The 24,306-nt window shown below is 69.2% G+C and carries 18 protein-coding genes; 15 read left to right on the top strand and 3 right to left on the bottom strand.

Annotated features, from left to right (window positions below; translation table 11 throughout):
- Positions 1–13: 13 nt before the first annotated feature.
- From SK854_RS09990 to araA, 4 genes are all read left to right on the top strand, one after another.
- Positions 14–1,000: a LacI family DNA-binding transcriptional regulator gene (locus SK854_RS09990; RefSeq protein WP_406601755.1), complete on the top strand. Its 987-nt coding sequence runs from the start codon at positions 14–16 to the stop codon at positions 998–1,000.
- A gap of 679 nt (positions 1,001–1,679) precedes the next feature.
- Positions 1,680–3,353 carry a ribulokinase gene (araB, locus tag SK854_RS09985; protein WP_319974917.1) on the top strand — a complete coding sequence of 558 codons (1,674 nt, stop codon included), beginning with the start codon at positions 1,680–1,682 and terminating at the stop codon, positions 3,351–3,353.
- On the top strand, positions 3,353–4,006 hold the full coding sequence (locus SK854_RS09980) for an L-ribulose-5-phosphate 4-epimerase (protein WP_319974726.1): 654 nt from the start codon (positions 3,353–3,355) through the stop codon (positions 4,004–4,006). The genes araB and SK854_RS09980 overlap by 1 nt, the downstream gene beginning before the upstream one ends.
- Positions 4,007–4,023: 17 nt before the next feature.
- Complete coding sequence (araA, locus tag SK854_RS09975; protein WP_319974725.1) at positions 4,024–5,526, top strand: L-arabinose isomerase; 1,503 nt, start codon at positions 4,024–4,026, stop codon at positions 5,524–5,526.
- Here the strand turns inward: araA and SK854_RS09970 are convergent.
- Positions 5,496–6,323 (bottom strand): alpha/beta fold hydrolase, encoded by an 828-nt coding sequence (locus SK854_RS09970; RefSeq protein WP_319974724.1) that lies wholly within the window; start codon positions 6,321–6,323, stop codon positions 5,496–5,498. The two genes, araA and SK854_RS09970, sit on opposite strands and share 31 nt — an antisense overlap.
- 154 nt (positions 6,324–6,477) lie before the next feature.
- Between SK854_RS09970 and SK854_RS09965 the strand changes: the two genes are divergently transcribed.
- From SK854_RS09965 to SK854_RS09955, 3 genes are all read left to right on the top strand, one after another.
- Positions 6,478–7,245, top strand: a complete 768-nt coding sequence (locus tag SK854_RS09965; RefSeq protein ID WP_319974723.1) for a hypothetical protein — start codon at positions 6,478–6,480, stop codon at positions 7,243–7,245.
- A 157-nt stretch (positions 7,246–7,402) separates the two neighbouring features.
- Positions 7,403–9,379, top strand: coding sequence for an RICIN domain-containing protein (locus SK854_RS09960; protein ID WP_319974722.1), 1,977 nt, complete (start codon positions 7,403–7,405; stop codon positions 9,377–9,379).
- Between the two features lie 77 nt (positions 9,380–9,456).
- A complete protein-coding gene (locus SK854_RS09955; RefSeq protein WP_319974721.1) occupies positions 9,457–10,404 on the top strand; it encodes a cellulose-binding domain-containing protein in 948 nt (315 codons plus the stop codon).
- Here the strand turns inward: SK854_RS09955 and SK854_RS09950 are convergent, their stop codons facing one another.
- Positions 10,405–11,388 (bottom strand): LacI family DNA-binding transcriptional regulator, encoded by a 984-nt coding sequence (locus SK854_RS09950; RefSeq protein ID WP_319974720.1) that lies wholly within the window; start codon positions 11,386–11,388, stop codon positions 10,405–10,407.
- 73 nt (positions 11,389–11,461) lie between these two features.
- Here SK854_RS09950 and SK854_RS09945 point away from each other — a divergent pair, with 73 nt between their 5' ends.
- The 6 genes from SK854_RS09945 to SK854_RS09920 all read left to right on the top strand — a co-directional run bounded on the left by SK854_RS09945 (position 11,462) and on the right by SK854_RS09920 (position 19,272).
- Entirely contained in the window at positions 11,462–12,634 is a 1,173-nt protein-coding gene (locus tag SK854_RS09945; protein ID WP_319974719.1) for an MFS transporter, read from the top strand.
- Positions 12,635–12,920: 286 nt separating this feature from the next.
- The gene (locus SK854_RS09940; protein ID WP_319974718.1) at positions 12,921–15,104 is read left to right on the top strand and encodes a pectinesterase family protein; all 2,184 of its coding nucleotides are present in this window, start codon (positions 12,921–12,923) and stop codon (positions 15,102–15,104) included.
- Complete coding sequence (locus tag SK854_RS09935) at positions 15,101–15,976, top strand: carbohydrate ABC transporter permease (protein ID WP_319974717.1); 876 nt, start codon at positions 15,101–15,103, stop codon at positions 15,974–15,976. The genes SK854_RS09940 and SK854_RS09935 overlap by 4 nt, the downstream gene beginning before the upstream one ends.
- Positions 15,973–16,854 carry a carbohydrate ABC transporter permease gene (locus tag SK854_RS09930; protein ID WP_319974716.1) on the top strand — a complete coding sequence of 294 codons (882 nt, stop codon included), beginning with the start codon at positions 15,973–15,975 and terminating at the stop codon, positions 16,852–16,854. The genes SK854_RS09935 and SK854_RS09930 overlap by 4 nt, the downstream gene beginning before the upstream one ends.
- Positions 16,855–16,861: 7 nt before the next feature.
- Positions 16,862–18,130 carry an ABC transporter substrate-binding protein gene (locus SK854_RS09925; protein WP_319974715.1) on the top strand — a complete coding sequence of 423 codons (1,269 nt, stop codon included), beginning with the start codon at positions 16,862–16,864 and terminating at the stop codon, positions 18,128–18,130.
- Complete coding sequence (locus SK854_RS09920; protein WP_319974714.1) at positions 18,127–19,272, top strand: enolase C-terminal domain-like protein; 1,146 nt, start codon at positions 18,127–18,129, stop codon at positions 19,270–19,272. The genes SK854_RS09925 and SK854_RS09920 overlap by 4 nt, the downstream gene beginning before the upstream one ends.
- A gap of 42 nt (positions 19,273–19,314) precedes the next feature.
- Here the strand turns inward: SK854_RS09920 and SK854_RS09915 are convergent, their stop codons facing one another.
- Positions 19,315–20,070, bottom strand: coding sequence for a pectate lyase (locus SK854_RS09915; RefSeq protein WP_319974916.1), 756 nt, complete (start codon positions 20,068–20,070; stop codon positions 19,315–19,317).
- Between the two features lie 182 nt (positions 20,071–20,252).
- Between SK854_RS09915 and SK854_RS09910 the strand changes: the two genes are divergently transcribed.
- Both SK854_RS09910 and SK854_RS09905 read left to right on the top strand, forming a co-directional pair.
- Positions 20,253–21,185 (top strand): pectate lyase family protein, encoded by a 933-nt coding sequence (locus tag SK854_RS09910; RefSeq protein ID WP_319974713.1) that lies wholly within the window; start codon positions 20,253–20,255, stop codon positions 21,183–21,185.
- A 243-nt stretch (positions 21,186–21,428) separates the two neighbouring features.
- Positions 21,429–24,305 (top strand): glycoside hydrolase family 48 protein, encoded by a 2,877-nt coding sequence (locus tag SK854_RS09905; protein WP_319974712.1) that lies wholly within the window; start codon positions 21,429–21,431, stop codon positions 24,303–24,305.
- Position 24,306 lies beyond the last annotated feature (1 nt).

The following is a 24,306-nucleotide window of genomic DNA, read 5'->3' as shown; positions in this document are numbered from 1 at the left end:
GCGTGACCCCGCGATGACCGATGTGGCACGACTTGCCGGGGTGTCGCACCAGACGGTCTCGCGTGTGCTCAACAACCACCCGAACGTCCGCGAGCAGACCCGGCTCCGGGTGAAGGCGGCCATCAAGGAGCTCGACTACCGGCCCAACCGGGCGGCCCGCGCGCTCGTCACCGGCAAGACGCAGCTCATCGGCGTGGTCGCGCAGAACTCGACGCTGTACGGCCCGGCCTCGTTGCTGTCCGCCTTCGAGGAGGCGGCGGGCGAGGCCGGGTTCGCGGTCAGTGTGGGCAGGGTGAAGATCCTCGACCGCGACTCCATCGCTGCCGCCGTCGAACGGCACCGGGACCAGCGCGTGGCCGGCATCGTGGTCATCGCGCCGAACTCGTCGGCGGCCGACGCCCTGGCCGACGTGCCCGCAGGCGTGCCGCTGGTGACCGTGGACGGCGACCCCGACAGGTCGACGCCGCTGGTCACCGTGGACCAGGCCAAGGGCGCGTTCGAGGCCACGAAGCACCTGATCGACGCGGGCCACGAGACGGTCTGGCACGTGTCCGGGCCCGCCGACTGGTTCGACGCGGCGGGCCGCGTGGAGGGCTGGCGAGCGGCGCTCGACGCCACCAGCGCCGAGGTGCCGCCGGTGGTGGCGGCCGACTGGAGCGCGGCGTCCGGCTACCGGGCAGGCCAGATGCTGGCCAGGATGCCGGAGGTGACGGCCGTGTTCTGCTCGAACGACCACCTCGCCCTCGGCGTGCTGCGGGCGATGAGCGAGCGCGGCAGGAACGTGCCGCACGACGTGAGCGTCGTGGGTTTCGACGACGTGCCCGAGGCCGCCTACTTCATCCCGCCGCTCACCACCGTGCGCCCGGACTTCGCCGCGGTGGCGCACGAGACGCTCGGCCTGCTGCTGGAACAGATCAGCGACGGCGAGACCACCCGGCCGCGCCGGACGGTCGCGCCGATGCTGGTGAAGCGCAATAGCGTGGGCCCGCCGCCCCGGTAGTCCCGGCCGGAGGCTTCGGCGGCTCGCGTCTCTGTCTTCAGGGATGCGCGGGGAACGTTCGCGCATCGGGAGCGAGGGTCCTCGTGTGCCATCGGGGCCTTGGCGGTTCCTCTGGTTGTTGTAGGGGGCTGTGGCCCGGAGGCGCGGGGGATCTTTCGCACTTCGGAGGTGCGGGCTCTCGAGTGAGTCGAGGCCTCGGCGGTCCCGCTGATTGGTGCGTGGGCTGTTGTCAGGAGCGCGGGTCCTCGCGTGACATCGAGGCCTTGGCCGTTCCGCTGGCTGTTGTAGGGATTGTGGCCCGCAGGCGCGGAGAAGGTTCGCACTTCGGGTGTGGGCCCCCACGTGACATCGGGCGGGGCCTTGGCGGTGCCGCTGGTCGGTGCGTGGGCTGTCGCCGGGGCGCGGTGATCGAGCGTGCTTCAGAGGCGCGGGTCCTCGCGTGACATCGGGATCTCGGCGGGTCCGCGGCTTGGCCGTCGCGTGGGCGATCCCTGGCGGCACGCGGGGAAGCGGCTGCGGTCGGGGCTGGACGCGGCCCGGCCCGTACCGGTACTGACGCGGGCCTGTTTGTCGTGCGCTCACGTCTCTGCGCATTTCCCTCGCTCGCAGGGAAATCACGATGTATCGGGCACATCTTGACTCCCTGATTGTTAGCGATAACACTCAGGTCGTGACTGACATGACGATCGACCGCGACGCGTGCGTGGTGGGTGTCGACTTCGGCACGCTGTCCGGCCGCGCCGTGGTCGTGCGCGTCCGCGATGGCGCGGAGCTCGGCACCGCTGTGCACGAGTACCGCCACGGAGTGGCGGACCAGGTGCTGCCCGCGACCGGCCGGCCGCTGCCGCCGGAGTGGGCGCTGCAGGTCCCGGCCGACTACCTCGACGTCCTGCGCACCGCCGTCCCGCAGGCGGTCGAGGCGGCCGGGATCTCCGCAGAGCAGGTGATCGGCATCGGGACCGACTTCACCGCCTGCACGATGGTGCCGGTCACGGCTGACGGCACACCGTTGTGCGATCTGCCGGAGTTCGCGGAGAACCCGCACGCCTACGTGAAGCTCTGGCGCCACCACGCCGCCCAGCCGCAGGCCGACCGCATCAACGAGCTGGCCCGCCAGCGCAAGGAGCCGTGGCTCCCGCGGTACGGCGGACTGATCTCCTCGGAGTGGGAGTTCGCGAAGGGCCTGCAGGTGCTGGAGGAGGCGCCCGAGGTCTACGCGGCGATGGCGCGGTGGGTCGAGGCCGCGGACTGGATCATCTGGCAGCTCACCGGCACCTACACGCGCAACGCCTGCACCGCCGGCTACAAGGGCATCCACCAGGACGGCCAGTACCCCGGCGAGGACTTCCTCAAGGAGCTCAACCCCGAGTTCGCGACGTTCGTGGCCGACAAGCTCGACCACCCGCTGTCCGCGCTCGGCGACCGGGCAGGCGAGCTGACCGCGCAGGCCTCCGAGTGGACCGGGCTGCCCCAGGGCATCGCGGTGGCGGTCGGCAACGTCGACGCGCACGTCACGGCGCCCGCCGCGCAGGCCGTCGGCCCCGGCCAGATGGTCGCGATCATGGGCACCTCCACCTGCCACGTGATGAGCGGCGACGTGCTGCGCGACGTGCCGGGCATGTGCGGCGTCGTCGACGGCGGCATCGTGCCGGGGCTCTGGGGCTACGAGGCCGGGCAGAGCGGCGTCGGCGACATCTTCGCGTGGTTCCTGCGCAACCAGGTGCCGCCCGCCTATCACGATGAGGCGAGCGAGCGCGGTATCACCGTGCACGAGCTGCTTTCCGAGCTGGCGGCACGACAAGGGGTCGGCGAGCACGGGCTCGTCGCGCTCGACTGGCACAGCGGCAACAGGTCCGTGCTGGTCGACCACGAACTCTCCGGTGTGATCGTCGGTCAGACGCTCGCCACCAAGGCGGAGGACGTCTACCGCGCGCTGCTGGAGGCCACCGCGTTCGGCACGCGCGTCATCGTCGACACCTTCACCGACGCGGGCGTGCCGGTGACCGAGCTCGTGATCGCCGGCGGGCTGGTCAAGAACACGCTGATGATGCAGATCTACGCCGACGTCGTGAACCTGCCGCTGTCGGTGAGCGGCTCGGCACAGGCGCCCGCGCTCGGCTCCGCGATGCACGCGGCGGTGGCGGCGGGCGCGTACCAGGACATCCGCGCGGCCGCGGCCGAGATGGGATCGGTGCGCCACAACGTCTTCACGCCCGTGCCGGAGAACGTCGAGGCGTACGAACGACTTTTCCACGACTACCTGGAGCTGCACGACTACTTCGGCCGCGGTGCCAACGATGTCATGCACCGGCTGCGCGAGTACCGCCGCGCCGCCCTGGAGGGGAAGAGCTGATGTCCGCGACGACAGAACTCCGCCGCACGGTCGCCGAACTGCACCGCGAGCTGACCCGCTACGAGCTGGTGAGCTGGACGGCGGGCAACGTGTCGGCGCGGGTGCCCGATCAGGACCTGATGGTGATCAAGCCGTCCGGGGTGTCCTACGACGAACTGGGTCCACACGCGATGGTCGTGACGGACCTGCACGGCACCCTCGTCGAGGGCGAGCTCGCGCCGTCCTCCGACACCGCGGCCCACGCGTACGTCTACCGGCACATGCCTCACGTCGGCGGTGTCGTGCACACGCATTCTCCTTACGCGACAGCGTGGGCGGCGCGCGGTGAGCCCATCCCGTGCGTGCTCACCATGATCGCGGACGAGTTCGGCGGCGACATCCCGGTCGGGCCGTTCGCGTTGATCGGCGACGACTCGATCGGCAAGGGGATCGTGGACACCCTCAGCGCCAGCAGGTCTCCCGCCGTGCTGATGCGCAACCACGGCCCGTTCACCGTCGGCGCGACCGCCCTCGCCGCCGTGAAAGCCGCGGTGCTGGTGGAAGACGTCGCCCGCACCGTCCACTTCGCACTCCAGCTCGGCAAGCCCGACGTGATCGAGCAGGAACACGTCGACCGGCTCTACGAGCGCTACCAGAACGTTTACGGCCAGTGAGCCCAGAAGGAGAGCACATGCCGGACAAGCCCCAGATCTGGTTCCTCACCGGCAGCCAGCACCTCTACGGCCCCGAGACGCTCGACCAGGTCGCGGCCCAGTCCCAGCAGATCCAGCGGATGCTCAGCGAGTCCGGCCGGATCAGCGCGGAGATCGTGTGGAAGCCGGTGCTCACCGACTCCGGCGCCATCCGGGCGATCATGCAGGAGGCGAACAACGACCCGTCGTGCGTCGGCGTGATCGCGTGGATGCACACGTTCTCGCCGGCGAAGATGTGGATCACCGGGCTGGACCTGCTGCGCAAGCCGTTGCTGCACCTGCACACGCAGCTCAACGAGGCGCTGCCGTGGTCCACCATCGACATGGACTTCATGAACCTCAACCAGGCCGCGCACGGCGACCGAGAGTTCGCCTACGTGCAGACCCGGATCGGGGTGGCGCGCAAGACGGTCGCCGGTCACGCGAGTGATCCCGTGGTGGCCGAGCGGATCGACGGCTGGGCCCGTGCCGCCGCCGGTCGCGCGCACCTGCGCGGCCTGAAGCTGGCCCGGTTCGGCGACAACATGCGCGACGTCGCCGTGACCGAGGGCGACAAGGTCGAGGCGGAACTGCGGTTCGGCGTCTCGGTCAACACCTACGGCGTCAACGATCTCGTCGCCGTGGTCGACGCGGTGCCCGACGCCGGCATCGACCTGCTCGTCGCCGACTACGCCGAGACCTACCGGCTCGCACCGGAGCTGGCGCGCGGGGGAGAGCGGCACGACTCGCTGCGCTACGCGGCCCGCATCGAGATCGGCCTGCGGTCCTTCCTGGACGACGGCGGGTTCGGCGCGTTCACCACGAACTTCCAGGACCTCGGCGGGTTGCGGCAGCTGCCGGGTCTTGCCGTGCAACGCCTGATGGCCGACGGCTACGGCTTCGGCGGCGAGGGCGACTGGAAGACCTCCGCACTGCTCGCGGCCGTGAAGGCCATGGGCACCGGCACCGGCCGCGGCACGTCGTTCATGGAGGACTACACCTACCACTTCGGGCCGGGCACGCCGAAGATCCTCGGCGCGCACATGCTGGAGGTCTGCCCGACGATCGCCGCGGCCCAGCCGTCCTGCGAGGTCCACCCGCTGGGCATCGGCGACCGGGAGGACCCGGTGCGGCTGGTGTTCGACGCGGCACCCGGTCCCGCCGTGGTGGTCGGACTGGCCGACATGGGTGACCGGTTCCGCCTGGTGGCCAACGAGGTCACGGTGGTCGAACCGGACGAGCCGCTGCCGAAGCTGCCGGTCGCACGGGCCGTGTGGCAGCCGGCGCCGTCGCTGTCGACGTCAGCGGAGTGCTGGCTCACCGCGGGCGGTCCGCACCACACGGTGATGACCCAGGCCGTCGGGGCCGAGGTGCTGCGCGACTTCGCGCAGATGGCCGCCACGGAGCTCGTGCTCATCGACTCCGAGACGACCCCGGCCTCGTTCATCGACCGGCTGCGCTGGAACTCCGCCTACCACCGCCTGGCGCTGGGAATCAGCTGACGCGCGTGGAACTCGGCGATCTGCCGCCACACCGCGACGGGGTTGGAGTACATGGGGAGATGCCCGCTGTGCGGGATCTCCGCGAGCTCCACCCCGTTCGCGTCGAGGATCGGCAGGTACGAGAGGCTCGCGCACTGCTCGCCGTAGAGGTACATCTTCGGACAGGGCAGTGACAGGAACTTCTGCAGCAGGTTCCCGTGGTCGGCGAGCTCGACCATCGACCGGAACAGGGTGGGCACGGCACCGCGCTGGACCTTGTTCGGGAGGTTCGCCGCGTACAGCCCGCCGCCGTAACAGGGGGTCTCCCGGCTGCGTTCCGCGAGCCTGAAGAGGTAGTCACTGGGATCGCGGTGGTTCAGCGCTTCCCTGCTCAGCACGCAGTCCTCGGGTGCGAGCACACCCTTGATGTTCACGAAGCTCAGCACCCGGCCCGGTTCCTGGTGAGCCAGGAGAAGCGCCGCGAGTGCTCCCGTCAGGTGTCCGACCACGTGGAACCGGCCGATGCCCGCGCGGTCGAGCATCGCCCGCGCGGTCTCCGCCAGGAACGGCACGTCGACCTCGCCCAGGCCGGAGCACTCCGTGGCGCCCGCACCGGGCGCGTCGTAGGCGAGGAACGGACGCCCGGCGAACTCGTGTCGCTGGAGGACGTCCAGGTAGTCCTCCTTGCTCGTGCCGAACCCGTGCAGGAAGACGACGGGAGCGTCGACGCCCGCGCGACGCACCGACGCGACCTTGAGGTTCACCCCGTGGATGCGCAACGGGATCTGCTCGTGGACGACTCTGTCTGCCGATGGCATGGCTGTTCCCCGGTTCTTCGCAGGTGCGGTGCTGCGGAATGAACCGTGAGCATGCCAGCAGCTGTGAACGCTCACAAGTGGTTGAACTTTTTGCTTTCCCGGTCCGTATCCCGTTGTGCCGGCACAAAACGTCCCCTAGTCGTGAGGTTCGAATATGTCGAGAGCGCATGCACGACCCCAGCGGAGCAAGCGGGTGCTCGTGGCCGGAGTCGCCGTCGCCGCAACGCTGACAGCGGTGACCGCGGCCGTCGCCTTCGCGGGCGGGGAGACCGCCACCGGCGCGATCGCGTGTCCGCAGCCTGTCGTACCGGCGGTGCCGGCCGCGGCGCAGGCCGAGGTCCAGCGAGAGCTGGCCAACCTCGACAAGCAGATCGCGGAGGCCAACAACCGGCTGAGCACGTCGGCCGGTGAAGGAGGGCCGAACTTCGTGCAGAACGCGATTCTCGGCCCGCTGGCGAGCAAGCGGGTCGCGGCGCTGAACCGCATCGAGACCGCCATCGGCCGGGTCGCGGAGAAGCCAGAAGGCCTGGAAAGGTTCGCGACCTGCGGACTTGGTCAGGCGCCCGCCGTGTCCGCGCCGCCGACGACGTCACGACCGGCCTCGACGAGTGCGAACGCCGGTACGGGTTCGGCGGCCGGGCAGGTGATCGAGTGCCCGCTGCCGGTGGTGCAGAACGTTCCCGCGGCTGCGAAGGCCGAGGTCGACCGCGAGTTCGCCAACCTCGGCAAGCAGCTGGCCGAGGCGAACGAGCGGCTGCGCACGTCGGCCGGTCAGGGCGGGCCGAACTTCGTGCAGAACGCGATCCTCGGTCCGCTGGCAGGCAAGCGCGCCTCGGCGCTGGACCGCATCGCGATCGCCATCGGCCGCGTGGGGGCGCGGCCTCAGGGACTGGAACGCTTCGCCACCTGCTCGCTCAAGTAACTCTCCTCGGGGTTCGAGCGTGCGGGCCCGTCTCCTCGGGGGCGAGCGTTCCAAGGGGGCCTGCCGGACGGACGCGCCTCCGTCCGGCAGGACCTTGACGCGCGAGTAGGTTCTCGATAGATGTTAGCGTGAACATCGCGCGTTCAACGGAGAACCGATGACCAGACTTCTTGCTCTGCTTGCCGTTTCGGCGCTGGCACTGTCCACCGCGGCCCCTGCGACGGCCGCCGTGGAAGCCGTCACGGTGAGACCGGATCCGACCTATCAGCAGGAGCCGTTCCAGGGCTGGGGCACGAGCCTGGTGTGGTTCGCCAACGCCACGGGTGGTTATCCGGACGAGATCCGCAACCAGCTGGCGGAGCTGCTGTTCGGTGAGGACGGACTGAACCTCAACATCGCGCGGTACAACATCGGCGGCGGCAACGCCCCGGACGTGCCGGAGTACCTGCGAGCGGGTGCCGCGGTCCCGGGGTGGTGGAAGGCGCCGGCCGGCACCACCCGCACGGACACCGACTGGTGGAAGCCGGGCGACGCGCGTTTCTTCGACGCTGCCGCGGATCCGCGGCAGCGGTGGTGGGTCGACCGGATCAAGCAGGACGTGACCCGGTGGGAGTCGTTCAGCAACTCGCCACCGTGGTTCCAGACCGTCAGCGGGTACGTGTCCGGCGGCTTCGACGCGAACGCGGACCAGCTGCGGGAGGATCGAATCGGTGACTTCGCCGCCTACCTGGCGCAGGCGACGGCGGAACTGGAACGGGCGCACGGCATCAAGTTCGCCACGGTCGACCCGTTCAACGAGCCCAACACCTCCTACTGGCGCACGACGCTCGGCCCGGACGGCAACCCGACCGGCGGGCGGCAGGAAGGCGCCCACATCGGGCCCGCCCTGCAGGCGAAGGTCGTGCCCGCGATGGCGCAGGCGTTGCGCGCCAACAAGCTCAAGGCCACCGTGTCCGCGCCGGACGAGACCAACCCCGGCATCTTCGCTGACGACTGGGCGGGTTATCCCGCCTCGACGCGCGCGCAGGTCAGCCAGCTGAACGTGCACACGTACGGCACGGCACGCCGCACGTCGGCCCGTGACATCGCCAAGGGCGCGGGCAAGCCGTTGTGGATGAGCGAGGTTGACGGGCACTGGGGCTCCGGTCAGAGCTTCACCAGCATGGAGCCGGGCCTCGGCATCGCGGAGCGCGTGATCGACGACCTGCGCGAGCTGGAACCGCGTGCGTGGCTGCTGTGGCAGGCGGTCGAGGACTACAACAACATGACGCCCGGAGCCGAGTCCCCGGACGGCATGAACTGGGGCGTGATCCAGATCCCGTTCAACTGCGGGGCCCAGGACACGCTCGCGACGTGCCCGGCGCGGGTCAACACGAAGTTCCACGCGCTGCGCAACTTCACGCACTTCGTCAAGCCCGGTGACCGCCTGGTGAAGGTCAACACCACGACCGACGTGGCGGCGGTGCGCAACACCGAGCTGAAGTCGTTGGTGCACCTCAACAAGAGCGATCAGGCGCAGTCCGTGACGCTGGACCTGTCGGCGTTCGCGACGGTGCGGCAGAACGCGTCCGTCCGTCCGGTCGTGACGGACCAGCACGGCGCGTTGATGAAGGGCGCCGCCGTGCGGGTCAAGGACCGCAAGGCAACGCTTTCCGTGCCGGCGAAGTCGGTCGTCACGTTCGAGGTGAGCGGTGTCAGCGGAGTGAACCGCGACGCGGCTCTGGGCGGGCAGTACCGGCTCACCGGTGCGCAGAGCGGCAAGTCCCTTGCTCCGTCCGGCACCTCGCTAGTGCAGCGCACCACCAGCACGACCGCGGCCGACCAGATGTGGCGGGTGGAACGCCGATCCGGCGGCTACGACAACCGCGCGCAGTTCTCCGTCGTCAACGCCGCCACAGGTCAGCGGATCGCGGCGGCCGGTGGGAACGTCGTGCTGACCTCGTCCGACGGTCCGGCCGCGAGATGGGTGCTCTCGTCCACCGGGGACGGCACGTGGACTTTCGTCAACCAGGAGAACGGAAGTCTGCTCGACGTCGTCGGCGAGTCGCGTGAGGACGGTGCCAGAATTGGTTTGTACCAAGCGACTTCCGGTGCCAATCAGCGTTGGTCGATGACCGCCGTTCCGCGCAGGTAGTCCACTCCGAACGGTCGATTGAGCCGGGCCCGCGACCCTCTAGGGTTGTTGAGAGTTCAATGACAATTGGGGTAACGGTGTCGCGCAAGCTTTGGCTCGTCGTTCTGGTCCTGCTCACCGGAGCATGCACGGCAGGGCCGCCGTCGCCGGCGCCGTCCACCCGCACGCCCTGGAAACCGCCCTCCCTCATCAACGAGGAGGCGCGGTACCAGGGCGTGCTGCACTTCGTGCGCGACGTGATCGACGGCCGCACCGTCGAACTGGCGGACGGCACGAAGGCCCGCATCGCGCAGCTGGCGGAGCCTCCTGCCTGCTGGGCGGAGGGCGCGCTGTCGTTCGCCAGGACGACGCTGCTGGCCAGCGCCGTCCGCATCAGTCCCGTCGTCTCCGGCGACGTGAACCTGATGCTGGAGGACGGCACCGACTACGCGTTGCTCGCGGTGCGGCAGGGCGTGCTGCGGGCGGAGGGGGTCGACGGCGGCGCGCTGCTCACGGCGGAGTCCGAGGCGGCCGGTGCCGACAGGGGCCTGTGGGGACCGCCGTGTGACGGTCTAGACGCGGCCCCGCCTCCCGCCGCCACCACGGGTCTTCCGGCGCCGGGCACGACCGCGGCGCCGCCACCGCGACCGGCTCCGGCCATCACGACCACGACGCCACCCCGTCCCGCGCCCGCGCCCACGACCACGTCGCCGAAGCCTCCCGCGCGGACGTGCGCGGTCGCTTATCGCATCTCCGGTCAATGGCCGGGCGGTTTCCAGGCGAATGTGAGCGTGCGCAACACCGGTTCCTCGTCCGTCAACGGCTGGACGCTGAAGTGGAGTTTCGCGAACGGGCAGACCGTCACCGACATGTGGAACGCGAAAGCGCGGCAGTCCGGTGCGACCGTCAACGCCGCGAACGCCGACTACAACCCGCAGATCCAGCCGGGCGGTTCGGTGTCGATCGGATTCAACGGTTCCGTGCGGGGCGCGAACTCCGCTCCCGGCGCGTTCACGCTCAACGGTCAGACCTGTTCGGTCGAGTGATCACGCGCTGTCCCGCACGACGAGCGCGGAGGGGTAGAACGTCGCCCCGGACGTGTCGCGACGGTCGAGGACGGCCTGCGCTGCGGCGGCGGCGATGTCCTCCACCGGGTGCGTGCTCGTCGTGAGGGCGGGGCGGCTGAGCCCGGCGAACGCGATGTCGTCGAACCCGGCGACGGCCACGTCCCCCGGCACCCGCACACCCAGTGCGTGAAGTCCGTCGAGGACACCCAGCGCGGTGAGGTCGCTGAGCGCGAACACCGCGTCGGTGTCCGGCCACCGCACCATGATCTCGGCGGCCGCCTCGGCACCGCGGGCGGCGGTGAAGTCACCGGTGACGACCCTGGGCTCGCCGCCGCTGTCGCGCAGCACCTTCCGGTAGGCGTCGACGGCGCGGTCGCCGCAGGGCAGCCACGACGGCCCGGTGATCATCGCGATCCGGCGCCTGCCGGTGCGCACGAGGTGCCGCACGACCCCGTCCGTGCCGGCGCGGTTGTCGACGTCGAACGACGGCACGTGCCGCGTGCCGACCCCGACCGCGGCGACCCGGCCGCGCAGGCCTCGCGGCACGGTCTCCAGCGCCGGTCGCGTCGGGTTCACCACCACCAGGCCGCCGAGCCCGCGCCCGTCGGCGAGCCGGGCGAGCGAGCCGGGGTCGTCCAGCGGCAGCCAGTGCAGGGAGACGCCGACCTCGCGCTCGGCGGCGACGTGCGCCGCCGACGTCAGGACACGACCGACGTACGGATCGTCGAGCACGGCGGCGGTGTGGCCGATGACCGCGATGGCGAGGCGCGTGCCGGTGCGGGTGACCAGTGCGCGGGCGGAGGCGTCCGGCACGTACCCCAGCGCGGCCACGGCGGCGGCCACCCTGTCGCGTGCCCGCGGCGACGCAGGACCCTGTCCGGTGACCACCCGCGAGGCGGTGGCCCGGGACACGCCTGCGGCCCGTGCCACGTCGTCGAGTGTCGCGGTGCGTTCTCCCGTCATCTCAGCAGTATTGCGGTGGAAGCGCTTCCATGTATGGGGTAGTTACTTCGTGTATCGAGAAAGGAGGACCGGGATGTCGGTCACGGTGCCACGCAATCAGGTCCGAGCCGCCGCCGCGGGGGTCGCGGTCACCTTCGGGCTCAACGGCGTGGCCGTGGCGACGTGGTTCGCCCGCGTGCCCGCCGCCCGTGACGCGCTGAGCCTCACACCGGGCGCGCTGGGGTTGCTGCTGCTGTCGATGTCCGTGGGCGCGTGCCTGGCGATGCTCACCGCGGGCGAGGTCACGCACCGGCTCAGGCCGAAGCGGACGGTGAGCCTGTCGGCCGTGACGGTCGCGCTGGGACTCGCGGTGGCGGGCGTCGGCATCGGCGCCTACCCGTCGCCGGTGGTGACGGCTATCGGGATCTTCGTGCTCGGCTACGGCTCGGGGCTGTGCGACGTGGCGATGAACGTCGAGGCCGCGGAGGTGGAACGCGCTCTCGGCAAGACGGTGATGCCGCGCTTCCACGCCATGTGGAGCCTCGGCACGGTGGCCGCCGCCGGGCTGGCGTCGTTCGCGGCGTGGGCGGTCCTGCCCGTGACCGCGCACCTGGCCGTGGTGGCCGTGATCGTCGCCGGCGGCACGCTGGTGGCCGCGCGCACGTACAGCCTGGCCGCCGAGGCGGAGCAGGGCAGCGGCAGCGGGGTCATGGCGGCGTGGCGGGAACCCCGCACGTTGCTGATCGGGCTGCTGGTGCTGGTGCTGGCGTTCACCGAGGGCACCGCGAACGACTGGGTGGCGGTGGCGTTCATCGACGGCTACCAGGTCGACCCGGCACTGGGCGCCCTGGTGTTCGGCGTGTTCGTCACGACGATGACGTTCGGCCGGATCTTCGGCACCATCGCGCTGGACCGCTGGGGCCGTGTCCCCGCGGTCGTCCTCTCGATGCTGCTGGCTGTCTCCGGCGTGACGCTGGCGGTGTTCGCCGGGTCGTTCGGGCTGGCGGTCGCCGGTGTGGCCGTCTGGGGACTCGGGACCGCGCTGGGCTTCCCGGTGGGCATGAGCGCGGCCGCCGACGATCCCGAACGCGCGGCGGCGCGGGTCAGCGTCGTCGCGGTGATCGGCTACACCGCGTTCCTGGCGGGGCCGCCGCTGGTCGGGCTGCTCGGCAACCAGTGGGGGGTGTTGCGGGCCTTGATGGTGGTGCCGTTGTTGTTGCTGCCCGCGCTGGTGCTGGTGCCTTCGCTGCGGCAGGTCAAGCGCTAAGTCCTTCTGGGCCCTGCGCCGGGCCGTCGAATGACGAACGCCGCGATCGACTTCCGATCGCGGCGTTCGTCTGTTTGCCGCAAGCAGGGGTGCGAGAATCGATCAACCGCTGATCCACACCCTTGAACAATCGACGGTATTCGATTCGAAGAATCTTCGAACGCCGTGCTGAATCGTCGAATGAATTCACTTCGTTGACGCATGCCGGAAGCATTCGTAATACTCGGTTCACGATCGTGGACCTTGTTCAAGAATGTGAATCCTCCCTTCCGAAGGGTATTCCGTCATGCGGCTTTTCGTTGGCGCGCTGGTTCTGGCCTGCGCATCCGCCGGGGTGGTGAGCCCTTCCGCGCACGCAGGACACGACCCGGCGAGGCAGGTGCTGCCCGCAGGGGACGGCTGGGCGTCGGCCGGGCCGGGCACCACCGGGGGAGCGGCGGCGCCCGCCGCTCACGTGCACGAGGTGCGCACGCGGGCCCAGCTCGTCGCGGCCCTGGCCTCGCCGGGACCGCGGATCATCAAGGTCAGGGGCGTGATCGACGCGAACACCGCTGACGACGGGAAACCGTTGCGGTGTGAGGACTACGCGGCCGACGGCTACACACTGGCCGGCTACCTCGCGGCGTACGACCCGGCCGTCTGGGGATGGGAGCGCGAACCCGAAGGGGCGCTGGAGGACGCGCGGGCCGCGTCGGCGAAGAAGCAGGAAGCGGTCATCGGGCTGAACGTCCAGGCGGACACGACGATCGTCGGGGTCGGCCGTGGCGCCGGTATCACCGGTGGCAGCCTGCGGATCCACGGCGTGCGCAACGTGATCGTGCGCGACCTGACCTTCCGCGACACCCGTGACTGCTTCCCGCAGTGGGATCCCACCGACAACAGCCCCGCCTCCCCGCCCGGCAACTGGAACTCGCTCTACGACTCGGTGTCGCTGCAGCGGTCCGAGAACGTGTGGGTCGACCACAGCACGTTCACCGACGAGCCGAACATCGACAGCACCCAGCCGCTCCACTTCGGACGGCCGTACCAGGTGCACGACGGCCAGCTCGACATCACGAACGGGTCCGACCTCGTCACCGTGTCCCGCAACGTCTTCGCCGAGCACGGCAAGACCATGCTGATCGGGTCGTCGAACTCGTCCACGACCGACCCGGGCAAGCTGCGGGTCTCGGTGCACCACAACGTCTTCCGCAACGTGCTGGAACGCGCGCCCCGCGTGCGGTTCGGCCAGGTGCACGTCTACAACAACCTGTACGAAGGCGCCCAGACGTACAGCTGGGGCGTCGGCGTCAAGTCCCAGATCTACGCGCAGAACAACTTCGTCAGGGGCATCGCACCCGAGGAGATCGTCTACAACTGGGGCGGCACGGCGATCACCGACACCGGCAACCTGGTGGACGGCAGGCCGGTCAGCCTGGTGAACGCGCACAACGCGGCGTTCCCGGACAAGGCCCTCGGCACGGACGCCGGGTGGACGCCGACGCTGAACCGCGGTCTGGAACCGGCGCACCAGATCAGGCACCTCCAGGCGGGCGCGCCACCGGCAGGACACCACCTCGTGGTGGGCCAGGGTTTCGCCACCGTGCAGTCCGCTATCGACGCGGCACCGGCAGGAGGTGTGATCACGCTGCCGAAGGGCGTGTACCGGGAAGTCGTCAAGATCCCGGCCACCAAGCAGAACCTCACGCTGCGAGGCGCCACCGGACGCGCCCAGGACGTGGTGATCGACTTCGACAACGCCAGCGGCACCAAGAAGCCCGACGGCACCACCTACGGCACGACCGGCAGCGCCACGGCCACGATCGCGGCCAACGGGTTCACCGCCCGCGACGTCACCTTCCGCAACTCGTTCGACCGCAAGCAGCACCCGGAGATCACGGCCACGCAGGCCGTCGCGGTCAAGGCCACCGGCGATCGGATGCTGTTCGACCGCGTGCGCTTCGAAGGCCACCAGGACACGCTGTACGCCGACACCCCGGACGTGGCCACGCGGTCGCGGCAGTACTACCGGGACTGCGCGATCACCGGCGACGTCGACTTCCTCTTCGGCCGGGCGACGGCCGTCTTCGAACGGGCGACCATCACCGCGCTGAACCGCGGCGGCGACCCCAACGGCTACGTGACCGCCGCCAGCACCCGCAAGGACAACCCGCACGGGTTCCTGATCGTCAACTCGAAGATCCTCAGCGACGCCCCGGCCGGCACGTACTTCCTCGGCAGGCCGTGGCATCCCGGCGGTGACCCGGACGCGATCGCGCAGGTCGTCATCCGCGACACCGTGCTGCCCGCCGCGATCAAGCGCGCGCCGTGGACCGACATGTCCGGATTCCCGTGGCGTGGAGCCAGGTTCGCGGAGTACCGCAACACCGGGCCCGGCGCGGGCACCGGAACCGACCGCCCGCAGCTCACCGACGAGCAGGCGCGGCAGCACACGAAGGCCGCCTACCTGGGCGGGTGGAACCCCGCGTGAGGACCCGCACCTGGGCGCCGTACGCCCTGATCGCCCCGACGCTCGTGCTGATGGCCGTGTTCCTGGTCTACCCGATCGCCAGCGTCGGGTGGTTCAGCCTGCGCCAGCACACCGTCACCCAGCCCTGGAAGAACGGCTTCATCGGGTTCGAGAACTTCCGGCGGATGCTGTTCGAGGACCAGCTGTTCTGGCAGAGCCTCGCGTTCAGCGCCAAGTGGGTCGCCGTCGAAGTGGGACTGCAACTGGTGCTGGGACTCGTCCTCGCGCTGATCGTCAACGAGACGTTCGTCGGCCGTGCGCTCGCCCGGTCGCTGGTGTTCTCGCCGTGGGCGGTGTCCGGAGTGCTCACGACCGGCATCTGGATCCTGCTCTACAACCCGTCGACGGGGATCTTCCAGCAGCTCGCGCAGTGGGGCATCGGCGATCCCGGCACGTCGGTGCTCGGTGATCCGGCGACCGTGTTCCCCGCGACCGTCGTCACCGAACTGTGGCGCGGGGTGCCGTTCTTCGCGATCCTGCTGCTCGCCGACCTGCAGACCATCCCGAACGACCTGTACGAGGCCGCGGCGGTCGACGGCGCCGGGAGATGGCGCCGGTTCGTCAGCGTCACCCTGCCGCACCTGCGGGACGCAATCGTGCTGTCCACGTTGCTGCGCGCGGTGTGGGAGTTCAACAACGTCGACCTCATCTACACGCTCACCGGCGGCGGACCGGCGAACCAGACAACCACGCTGCCGCTCTACGTGGCACGAAAAGCCGTGGACTCGCACGACTTCGGCTACGGATCGGCGCTCACGATGGCCGGCTTCGTGATCCTGCTGTTCTTCTCCGTCCTCTACCTGAGGCTGTCCAAGTTCGGGAGCAGGGCATGACCCAGACGCTCACCCGCCCGGCCACGGTCCTGACACCGCCGCCGGCGCCACCTCGCCGCAAGAGGCACCGCGATCCGAGCCGGTACTTCCGGCTGCACCTGCCGCTGGTGCTCTACCTGCTGTTCACGCTCATCCCGTTCTACTGGATGGTGGTCTTCGCGGTGAGGCCGGCGGGGGAGACCTCGCTCGTGCCGTGGCCGATCACGTTCGAGCACTTCGACACGGTGTGGAACGGCATCGGGTTCGGGCTCTTCTTCCAGAACAGCCTGATCATCGGGGTCGGCACGCTCGTCGTGGTCACCGTGTTCGCGCTCATGGGCGGCTACGCGCTGGCGCGCTTCAAGTTCCGCGGCCAGCGGGTGTTCCTGCTGGCGTTGCTGTGCACGCAGTTCATCCCCGGCGCGATGATGCTGATCCCGTTGTTCGTGATCTTCAAGTCCGCCGGGCTGCTGAACAGCCTCACCGGCCTGGTGATCGCGGACACCGCGTTCCAGCTGCCACTCGCGCTGATCCTGATGAGCGGGTTCGTGCGCAACGTTCCGATCGAGCTCGAAGAGGCCGCGATGGTCGACGGCTGTTCGCGGCTGCGCGCGTTCTTCGCGGTGACGCTGCCACAGCTCAAGCCCGCGATCGTGGCCGTCGGGTCGTTCGCGTTCATCGGTGCCTGGAACAACTTCCTGTTCGCGCTGATGTTCGCGAGCAGACAGGACAAGTTCACGCTGCCGGTCGGACTCAGCTACGCGCTGGGGGAGTTCAACACCGACTTCGGGGCGCTCGCGGCGGGCGGCGTCGTCGCCGCGGTGCCGGTCGTTCTGGTTTTCGCCGTGGTGCAACGGTTCCTGGTGCAGGGACTCAGCGCCGGTGCGGTCAAGGGATGAGGGAGACATGAGGAGACTGCTGGTCGCGCTGGCACTGGTGCTGAGCGCGTGTTCCGCGGGACAGGACGGGCCCACGACGATCACGTTCTGGGACAACAACGGCGGCCCCGGCCGCACACCCATCTACCAGGAGCTGATCAAGCGGTTCGAGGCGGCCAACCCGGATGTCAAGGTCGAGTACGTCGGCATTCCCAGCGCTTCGGTGCAGCAGAAGTACGACACGGCCATCGCCGGCGGGTCCACCCCGGACGTCGGCGGCGTCACGACGTCCTACCTCGCGCACCTCGTCGGGCAGGACGCGCTCGAGCCGGCCGACGATCGGGTGGAGAACGGCCCGCTCAAGGGAAAGCTGCTGAACGGCCTGCTGGAGACCGTGCGGCAGACCGCACCCGACGGCAAGCTCTACGCCGTTCCCGCGTCGGGCAACATGGACGTCATCTGGTACCGGTCGGACCGGTTCGAGGAGAACAAGATCCCGGAACCGTCCACCTGGGACGATCTGGCCAAGGCCGCGACCCAGCTGACGAAGCCGGCGGACAACCAGTACGGCTTCACGATTCGCGGCGGTGCCGGATCGGTCTTCCAGCTGCTGTCCGAGGCCTACTCCTACTCAGGTGTCGAGAAGTTCTACGACGGCGGCAAGAGCACGGTCGCCGACCCGCGCAACGCCGAGCTCGTGCGCAAGGTGGCCGAGCTGTACAAGAAGGCCACGCCCGAGGCCGACGTGAGCAACAGCTACACGCAGATGGTCGCGCAGTTCACCGGCGGCACGGTGGCGATGATGCACCACAACCTCGGCTCGACCGCGGACGTGATGAAGGCGCTCGGCCCTGAGCGCGTGGCCGCCATGCCGTTGCCGAAGGGGCCGTCCGGCAAGCGCACGGTGGTGCCGAACCCGACCGACGGCTTCGCGGTGTTCAAGGGAAGCAAGAACCGGGACGCGTCCTGGAAGTTCGTCGAGTTCCTGACGTCGGCCGAGAGCAACGGCTACTGGAACGAGAAGGTCGGCCAGATCCCGGCGAACACCGACGTGCGCGGGGCCGAGTGGATCCAGAAGAACCCGGCCGTGAAGATGGCGCTTGGGGTGCTGGAGGACCCGGCGACCGTGCTCGTGCCTGCGCCGGTCTACCTGCCCGAGTACTCCTCGATCACCAAGACCGACACCGAACCGCTGTACCAGAAGGTGTTGCTGGGCCAGATGTCCGCGCAGGAGTTCCTCGACCAGCTCGCGGCCAAGCTCACCACCGCCCAGCAGGACTGGGAGAAGCGAAAGTGATCGAACGGGTGGTGGTGCGGACGTTCAAGACCACGGCGGCCACGTCCGTCGACCCGGAGGGACACCGGCACCCGGCGCCGGAGCACGAGGTGGTCGAGGCACTGCTGGAGATCACCGACGCCGACGGCGCCACCGGCTACTGCCAGGTGCAGCCCGACCAGCTGCGGCCCGCCGTGCTGGACAAGCACGTGCGGCCGGTGCTGCTGGGCCAGGACCCGTGGGACCGCGAACGGTTGTGGCGGCTGCTCGCGCGCCGTCAGCGGGGCGCGCACGGCGGGTTCACCGACCGCGCGCTCGGGTTCGTCGACCAGGCGCTGTGGGACCTCGTCGCCCGCCGGGTCGAGCTGCCCGCGTGGAAGCTCGCCGGGGGCGCCCGTGACCGGATTCCCGCCTACGCCAGCACGATGTGCGGTGACACGGACGGCCTCGCGACACCGGGTGACTACGCGGACTTCGCGAAGCACCTCGTGTCGGTGGGCTACCGGGCGATCAAGCTGCACACGTGGATGCCACCGGTGCCCGGCGCGCCCAGCGTCTCCCGTGACGTCGAGGCGTGTCAGGCGGTGCGGGACGCGGTGGGGCCGGACGTCGCGCTGATGCTCGACGCGAGCCACTGGTACTCGCGGACCGAGGCGTTGCGGCTCGGCAGGGCGCTGCAGGAGCTGGACTTCTACTGGTTCGAGGAGCCGATGGAGGAGGCGTCGATCAGCTCCTACCGGTGGCTGACCGAGCAGCTCGACATCCCGGTGATCGGCCCGGAGGTGGCGTGGGGCAAGCACCTCACCCGCGCCGAGTGGATCGCCGCCGGGGCCTGCGACATCCTGCGGGCAGGCCCCGCGGGCAGTGGCGGGATCACCCCGGTGCTCAAGACCGTGCACCTGGCGGAGTCGTTCAACATGGACTGCGAGATCCACGGCAACGGGTCGGGCAGCCTCACCGTGCTCGGGGCGACCGACGCGGGCCGCTGGTACGAACGCGGTCTGCTGCACCCGCAGGTCGACTTCGACCGCGTCCCGCCGCACCGGAACGCCATCGCCGATCCGCTGGACGAGAACGGGCACGTGGCGCTGCCGGTGATTCCCGGAATTGGCGACGACTGGAATTTCGAACACATCGGAGTTCACACTCTTGAAGTGTGGTGAGAAATGCCCCGGCCAGTGGCCGGGGCATTTCCGCTATCGGTGCTATCGGTAGGTGATGTCCGAGGACTTGAACAGGCAGTTCGTGCTGTCCGCCCCGGTCCCGATTTTCTTCGGTTCACCGCTCGTGACACCCTGGTACTTGTCGCAGATCGCGATCTTCTTGCTGCTGTCCCCGACGATGGTGATCCTCGAGAACCGCGCGGTGTCGCCGTAGTTGGTGTTGATGCCGACCAGCGACTTGCCGGGGGAGAACGCGGTGATGTTCTCCAGCACGACGTTGCGCTTGTGCTGGGTCTTGCAGTTGCCGCAGGACCGGTAGAGCTTGCCGAAGTCGTCCACCTGGAAGTTGCGGATGATCATCGTGCCCGGCCCGTTGTGCTGGAACACCTTGTCCGACGCCTTGCGCGCCCCACCACCGCTGATGGTCATGGTCTGCGACGACGACGTGCCCTTGAACGTGGCCGCGTCCTCGCCGACGTCCTCCCACCACACGTTGGTGAGCGTGCAGGTACCGAGGCAGTGGACCCCGTCCGCGGCCGGCGCGCCGAGCACGACGTTCTTGAGCGTCGCGCCGTCGGCCAGCTGGAAGATCGGGCCCTGGTCCTCGCCCTGTCCGCCGGATCCGAGTTCGCCGGTGCCGTAGAAACGTTGCATGCCACCGTCGTAACCGCTCGATCCGACCTTGATGGTCGTGCCGACCGGTTTCGATCCGGACGGCGTGGGGAAGGTGCTGCCCGCTGCCTGTGCCTGAGGTGCGAGAAACGCGGCCAGAGCCGCGGCCAACACCAGTGGTGCCATTTTCTTCATGTGCGCTCCGCTTGCAGGGGGATGCGCGGCGGTAATTCGATGGTAGAGCGGAGATCTTTTCTGTCAACCTCTATTCGAATGTTCGAATCGAATATCTTCGAATTGGTTGACCGTCCTGTCCCGTGCTGGTTGTGTGAGTTCTACCGCCGCTCACTCTCATTGGGAGCGAGTAAATGATTCCAAAGCGCACAGCATTGATTTCCGCCGTCGCGCTGGTCCTGGGTGCGATATCAGTTCCCCAGGCGGCCGCCGCTCCGTTCGGGCTGGTCGGCTGGGCCACTCAGGGTGGTGGCACGACGGGTGGCGGCAGCGCCTCTCCGGTCACCGTCACCACGGCGTCCGCGTTCGTCGCGGCCGCCAAGGCGTCGGGCGCGGCGGTGATCCGGGTCTCCGGAACGATCTCGTTGTCGAGCATGACCAAGGTCGCCTCGAACAAGACCATCGAGGGCGTCGGCTCGACCGCGACGATCACCGGGCAGGGCCTGAACATCGCCAACGCCTCGAACGTGATCGTGCGCAACCTCAACTTCCGAAGCTGGGGTGACGACGCGGTCAACGTGCAGTACTCCACCCGCGTGTGGATCGACCACAACTCCTTCTCCAGCGGGTACGACGGAGCGGTTGACGTCAAGCGGGCCTCGGACTACGTCACGGTGTCCTGGAACAAGTTCAGCAGCCACAACAAGGCGATGCTGCTGGGTCACAGCGACGACAACGGCTCGGAGGACCGCGGCAAGCTCCGGGTGACCTACCACCACAACTGGTTCGCCGGCACGCAACAGCGGCACCCGCGCGTGCGGTTCGGCAACCCGGTGCACGTCTACAACAACTATTACGGCGGTGTGACCGACTACGGCGTCGCGTCGACCGTCGAGGCCGGGGTCCTGGTCGAAGGCAACTACTTCGAGAACACCGAGGACCCGTTCCACCGCGGTGAGGGCAGTTCGCCCGGTGGCTCGCTGGTGGCGCGCGGCAACCACTTCGTCAACTCGGGCACGGGCGACCAGGGCGGCTCGGTGAAGAGCATTCCCTACTCGTACCCGCTGGACGGCGCGAGCAGCGTGAAGAGCGTGGTCACGGCCGGTGCGGGGGCCGGACGCGGCTGACGAGACCAGGGGGCGCCCGAAGTGGCGTGGGCGCCCCCGCCCTCGTCTGGGACCGCTCCCAGAATTCCACTCGAAGAGAGCAGTAAGAGGAACCGGCAGACGAATTGTCATTGTGCCGTTCAGGGCAAGGGCCAGGGCTCTTCGGTGGATCATCGGCTGCACCGGCGGCCAGTTGGCCGATGTGCTCCACGTTACAGTGCCGTGAACTCTGGGAGCGCTCCCAGTTGTCGAGAGGGCGGCGGCATGACTCGACGAACAATGGCGTTGGCGGTCACGGCGGTGGTGTTGATCGGCGGGGTACCCGCCGTCGCCGCACCACTCGCGGTGGCCTGCACCGTCAACTACCAGATCACCAACGAGTGGAACACCGGATTCGGCGCTGCTGTGTCGATCCGCAACGACGGGGAGGCGCTCAACGGCTGGAACCTGACCTGGACGTTCCCGGACGGCCAGCGCGTCACGCAGGGCTGGAGCGGCAACTTCACCCAGACCGGCGCCGTTGTGAGCGTGACCAACCCCGCCTGGGCCCCCACTCTGGGGTCGGGCGCCACGGCGCAGGTCGGCTTCAACGGCAGCAAGGGCTCGGCGAACCGGCCACCGACGGACTTCGCCGTGAACGGCGTGTCCTGCACCGGCCCCAACCAGGCACCATCCGTGGCACTGACGGCGCCGACCGCGGGCAGCAGCTACACCCTGCCAGCGTCGATCCCGCTGGCGGCGACCGCGCAGGACACCGACGGCACGGTGGCCAAGGTCGACTTCTACGCGGGTGACACCCTGATCGCCACCGACACCAGCGCGCCGTTCACCGGCACGTGGACGTCGGCACCGGCCGGTGACCACAGCATCACCGCGCGGGCGACGGACAACCGCGGCGCCACCGCGGCCTCGGCACCGGCCGCGGTCAAGGTCCTGTCCGGACCGGCAGTGGTGGCCTCGCCGAGCACGGTCTCGGTCAAGCAGGGCCAGACGGCGACGTTCGACGTCTCCCTGGCCACGGCACCGAGCCAGCCCGTCACGGTCACGCTCGCCCGCAGCGGCAGCGCCGACCTGACGGCGACCCCCACGACGCTCACGTTCTCCGGCACCGCGAAGCAGACGGTGACGGTGACGTCGGCGAACAACGGCGGCGCGTTCGGCACCGCGACGTTCACGGCGTCGGCCACCGGGTACAGCCCGGCGAGCGTCACGGTCAACGAGATCGATCCGTCCACATCGGACTTCAACAAGGCGTTCCTCGACCAGTACAACAAGATCAAGGACCCGGCGAGCGGCTACTTCCGCAAGTTCGGCGACCTGCTCGTGCCGTACCACTCGGTCGAGACGCTGATGGTGGAGGCACCGGACCACGGTCACCAGACCACGTCCGAGGCGTTCAGCTACTACCTGTGGCTGGAGGCGAGCTACGGCCGGGTCACCGGTGACTGGGCGCCGTTCAAGTCCGCGTTCGCGTCGATGGAGAAGTACATCATCCCGGCGAAGGCCGACCAGCCGACCAACGACAAGTACGACCCGTCGAAGCCGGCCACCTACGCGCCCGAGCACCCGAGGATGGACGCCTACCCGTCGACGCTGGACGGCACCGTTCCCGTGGGCCAGGACCCGATCGCGGCGGAGCTCAAGTCCGCGTACGGCAACTCGGACGTCTACGGCATGCACTGGCTCATCGACGTCGACAACACCTACGGCTTCGGCCGGTGCGGTGACGGCACGACGGCCCCCGCGTACATCAACACCTACCAGCGCGGCTCGTCGGAGTCGGTGTGGGAGACCATCCCGCAGCCCTCGTGCGACACGTTCAAGCACGGTGGCCCGAACGGCTTCCTGGACCTGTTCACCAAGGACTCGTCCTACGCCAAGCAGTGGAAGTACACCAACGCGCCGGACGCGGACGCCCGCGTGGTGCAGGTGGCGCTGCTCGCCCAGCAGTGGGCGACGGCGCAGGGCAAGGCCGGGGACATCTCCAGTGAGATCGGCAAGTCCGCGAAGATGGGCGACTACCTGCGGTACGCCATGTTCGACAAGTACTTCAAGCGCATCGGCAACTGCAGCAGCCCGTCGTCGTGCCCCGGCGCGACCGGCAAGAACAGCGCGCACTACCTGATGTCCTGGTACTACGCGTGGGGCGGCGCGACCGACACGTCCGCCGGCTGGGCGTGGCGCATCGGTGACGGTGCCTCGCACCAGGGCTACCAGAACCCGTTGGCGGCACACGCTCTCGCGAACGTGCCCGCGCTCAAGCCGTTGTCCGCCACCGGGCAGCAGGACTGGGCGACGTCGCTGAGCAGGCAGCTCGAGATGCTGCAGTGGCTGCAGTCTGCCGACGGCGGTCTCGCCGGCGGCGTCACGAACAGCTGGGAGGGCCAGTACGCCTCACCTCCCGCCGGCACGCCGACGTTCTACGGCATGTACTACGACGCCCACCCGGTGTGGCGCGACCCGCCGAGCAACCGGTGGTTCGGCTTCCAGGTGTGGGGCATCGAGCGCACGGCGGCGCTGTACCGGCTGACCGGGGACGCGCGGGCCAAGAAGATCCTCGACAAGTGGGTGCCGTGGGCGATCGCGAACACCACCACGGGCACGAACTTCCAGATCCCGGCCGACCTGCAGTGGTCGGGAGCACCGGACACGTGGAACGCCACCAACCCCGGCTCGAACGCGAACCTGCGGGTCAGCGTGCTCAACCACAACCAGGACGTCGGTGTGGCCGCGTCGTACGCCAAGGTGCTGCTCAACTACGCGGCGAGGTCGGGCAACGCCTCGGCCAAGACCACGGGTGAGTCCCTGCTGACGTCGTTGCTCTCGCACCAGGACAGCCTGGGCATCGCGACGCCGGAGACCCGCTCGGACTACAACCGGTTCGACGACGTCTACAACACCTCCACCGCGGAAGGCCCGTACGTGCCGCCGGGCTGGACCGGGAAGATGCCGAACGGTGACCAGATCGGGCAGGGCTCGTCGTTCCTGTCGATGCGGTCGATGTTCCGCAACGACCCGCAGTGGCCGAAGGTGCAGTCCTATCTGGCCGGTGGACCGGCACCGACGTTCACCTACCACCGCTTCTGGGCGCAAGCCGAGATCGCGACGGCGTTCTCCCTGCACGCCGAGATCTACGGGTGAG

This window comes from Lentzea sokolovensis, from assembly GCF_033949975.1.
Classification (GTDB): Bacteria; Actinomycetota; Actinomycetes; order Mycobacteriales; family Pseudonocardiaceae; genus Lentzea; species Lentzea sokolovensis.
Note: the sequence above shows the minus strand (reverse complement) of the source record. Positions and strands in the feature narration are given on the sequence as shown.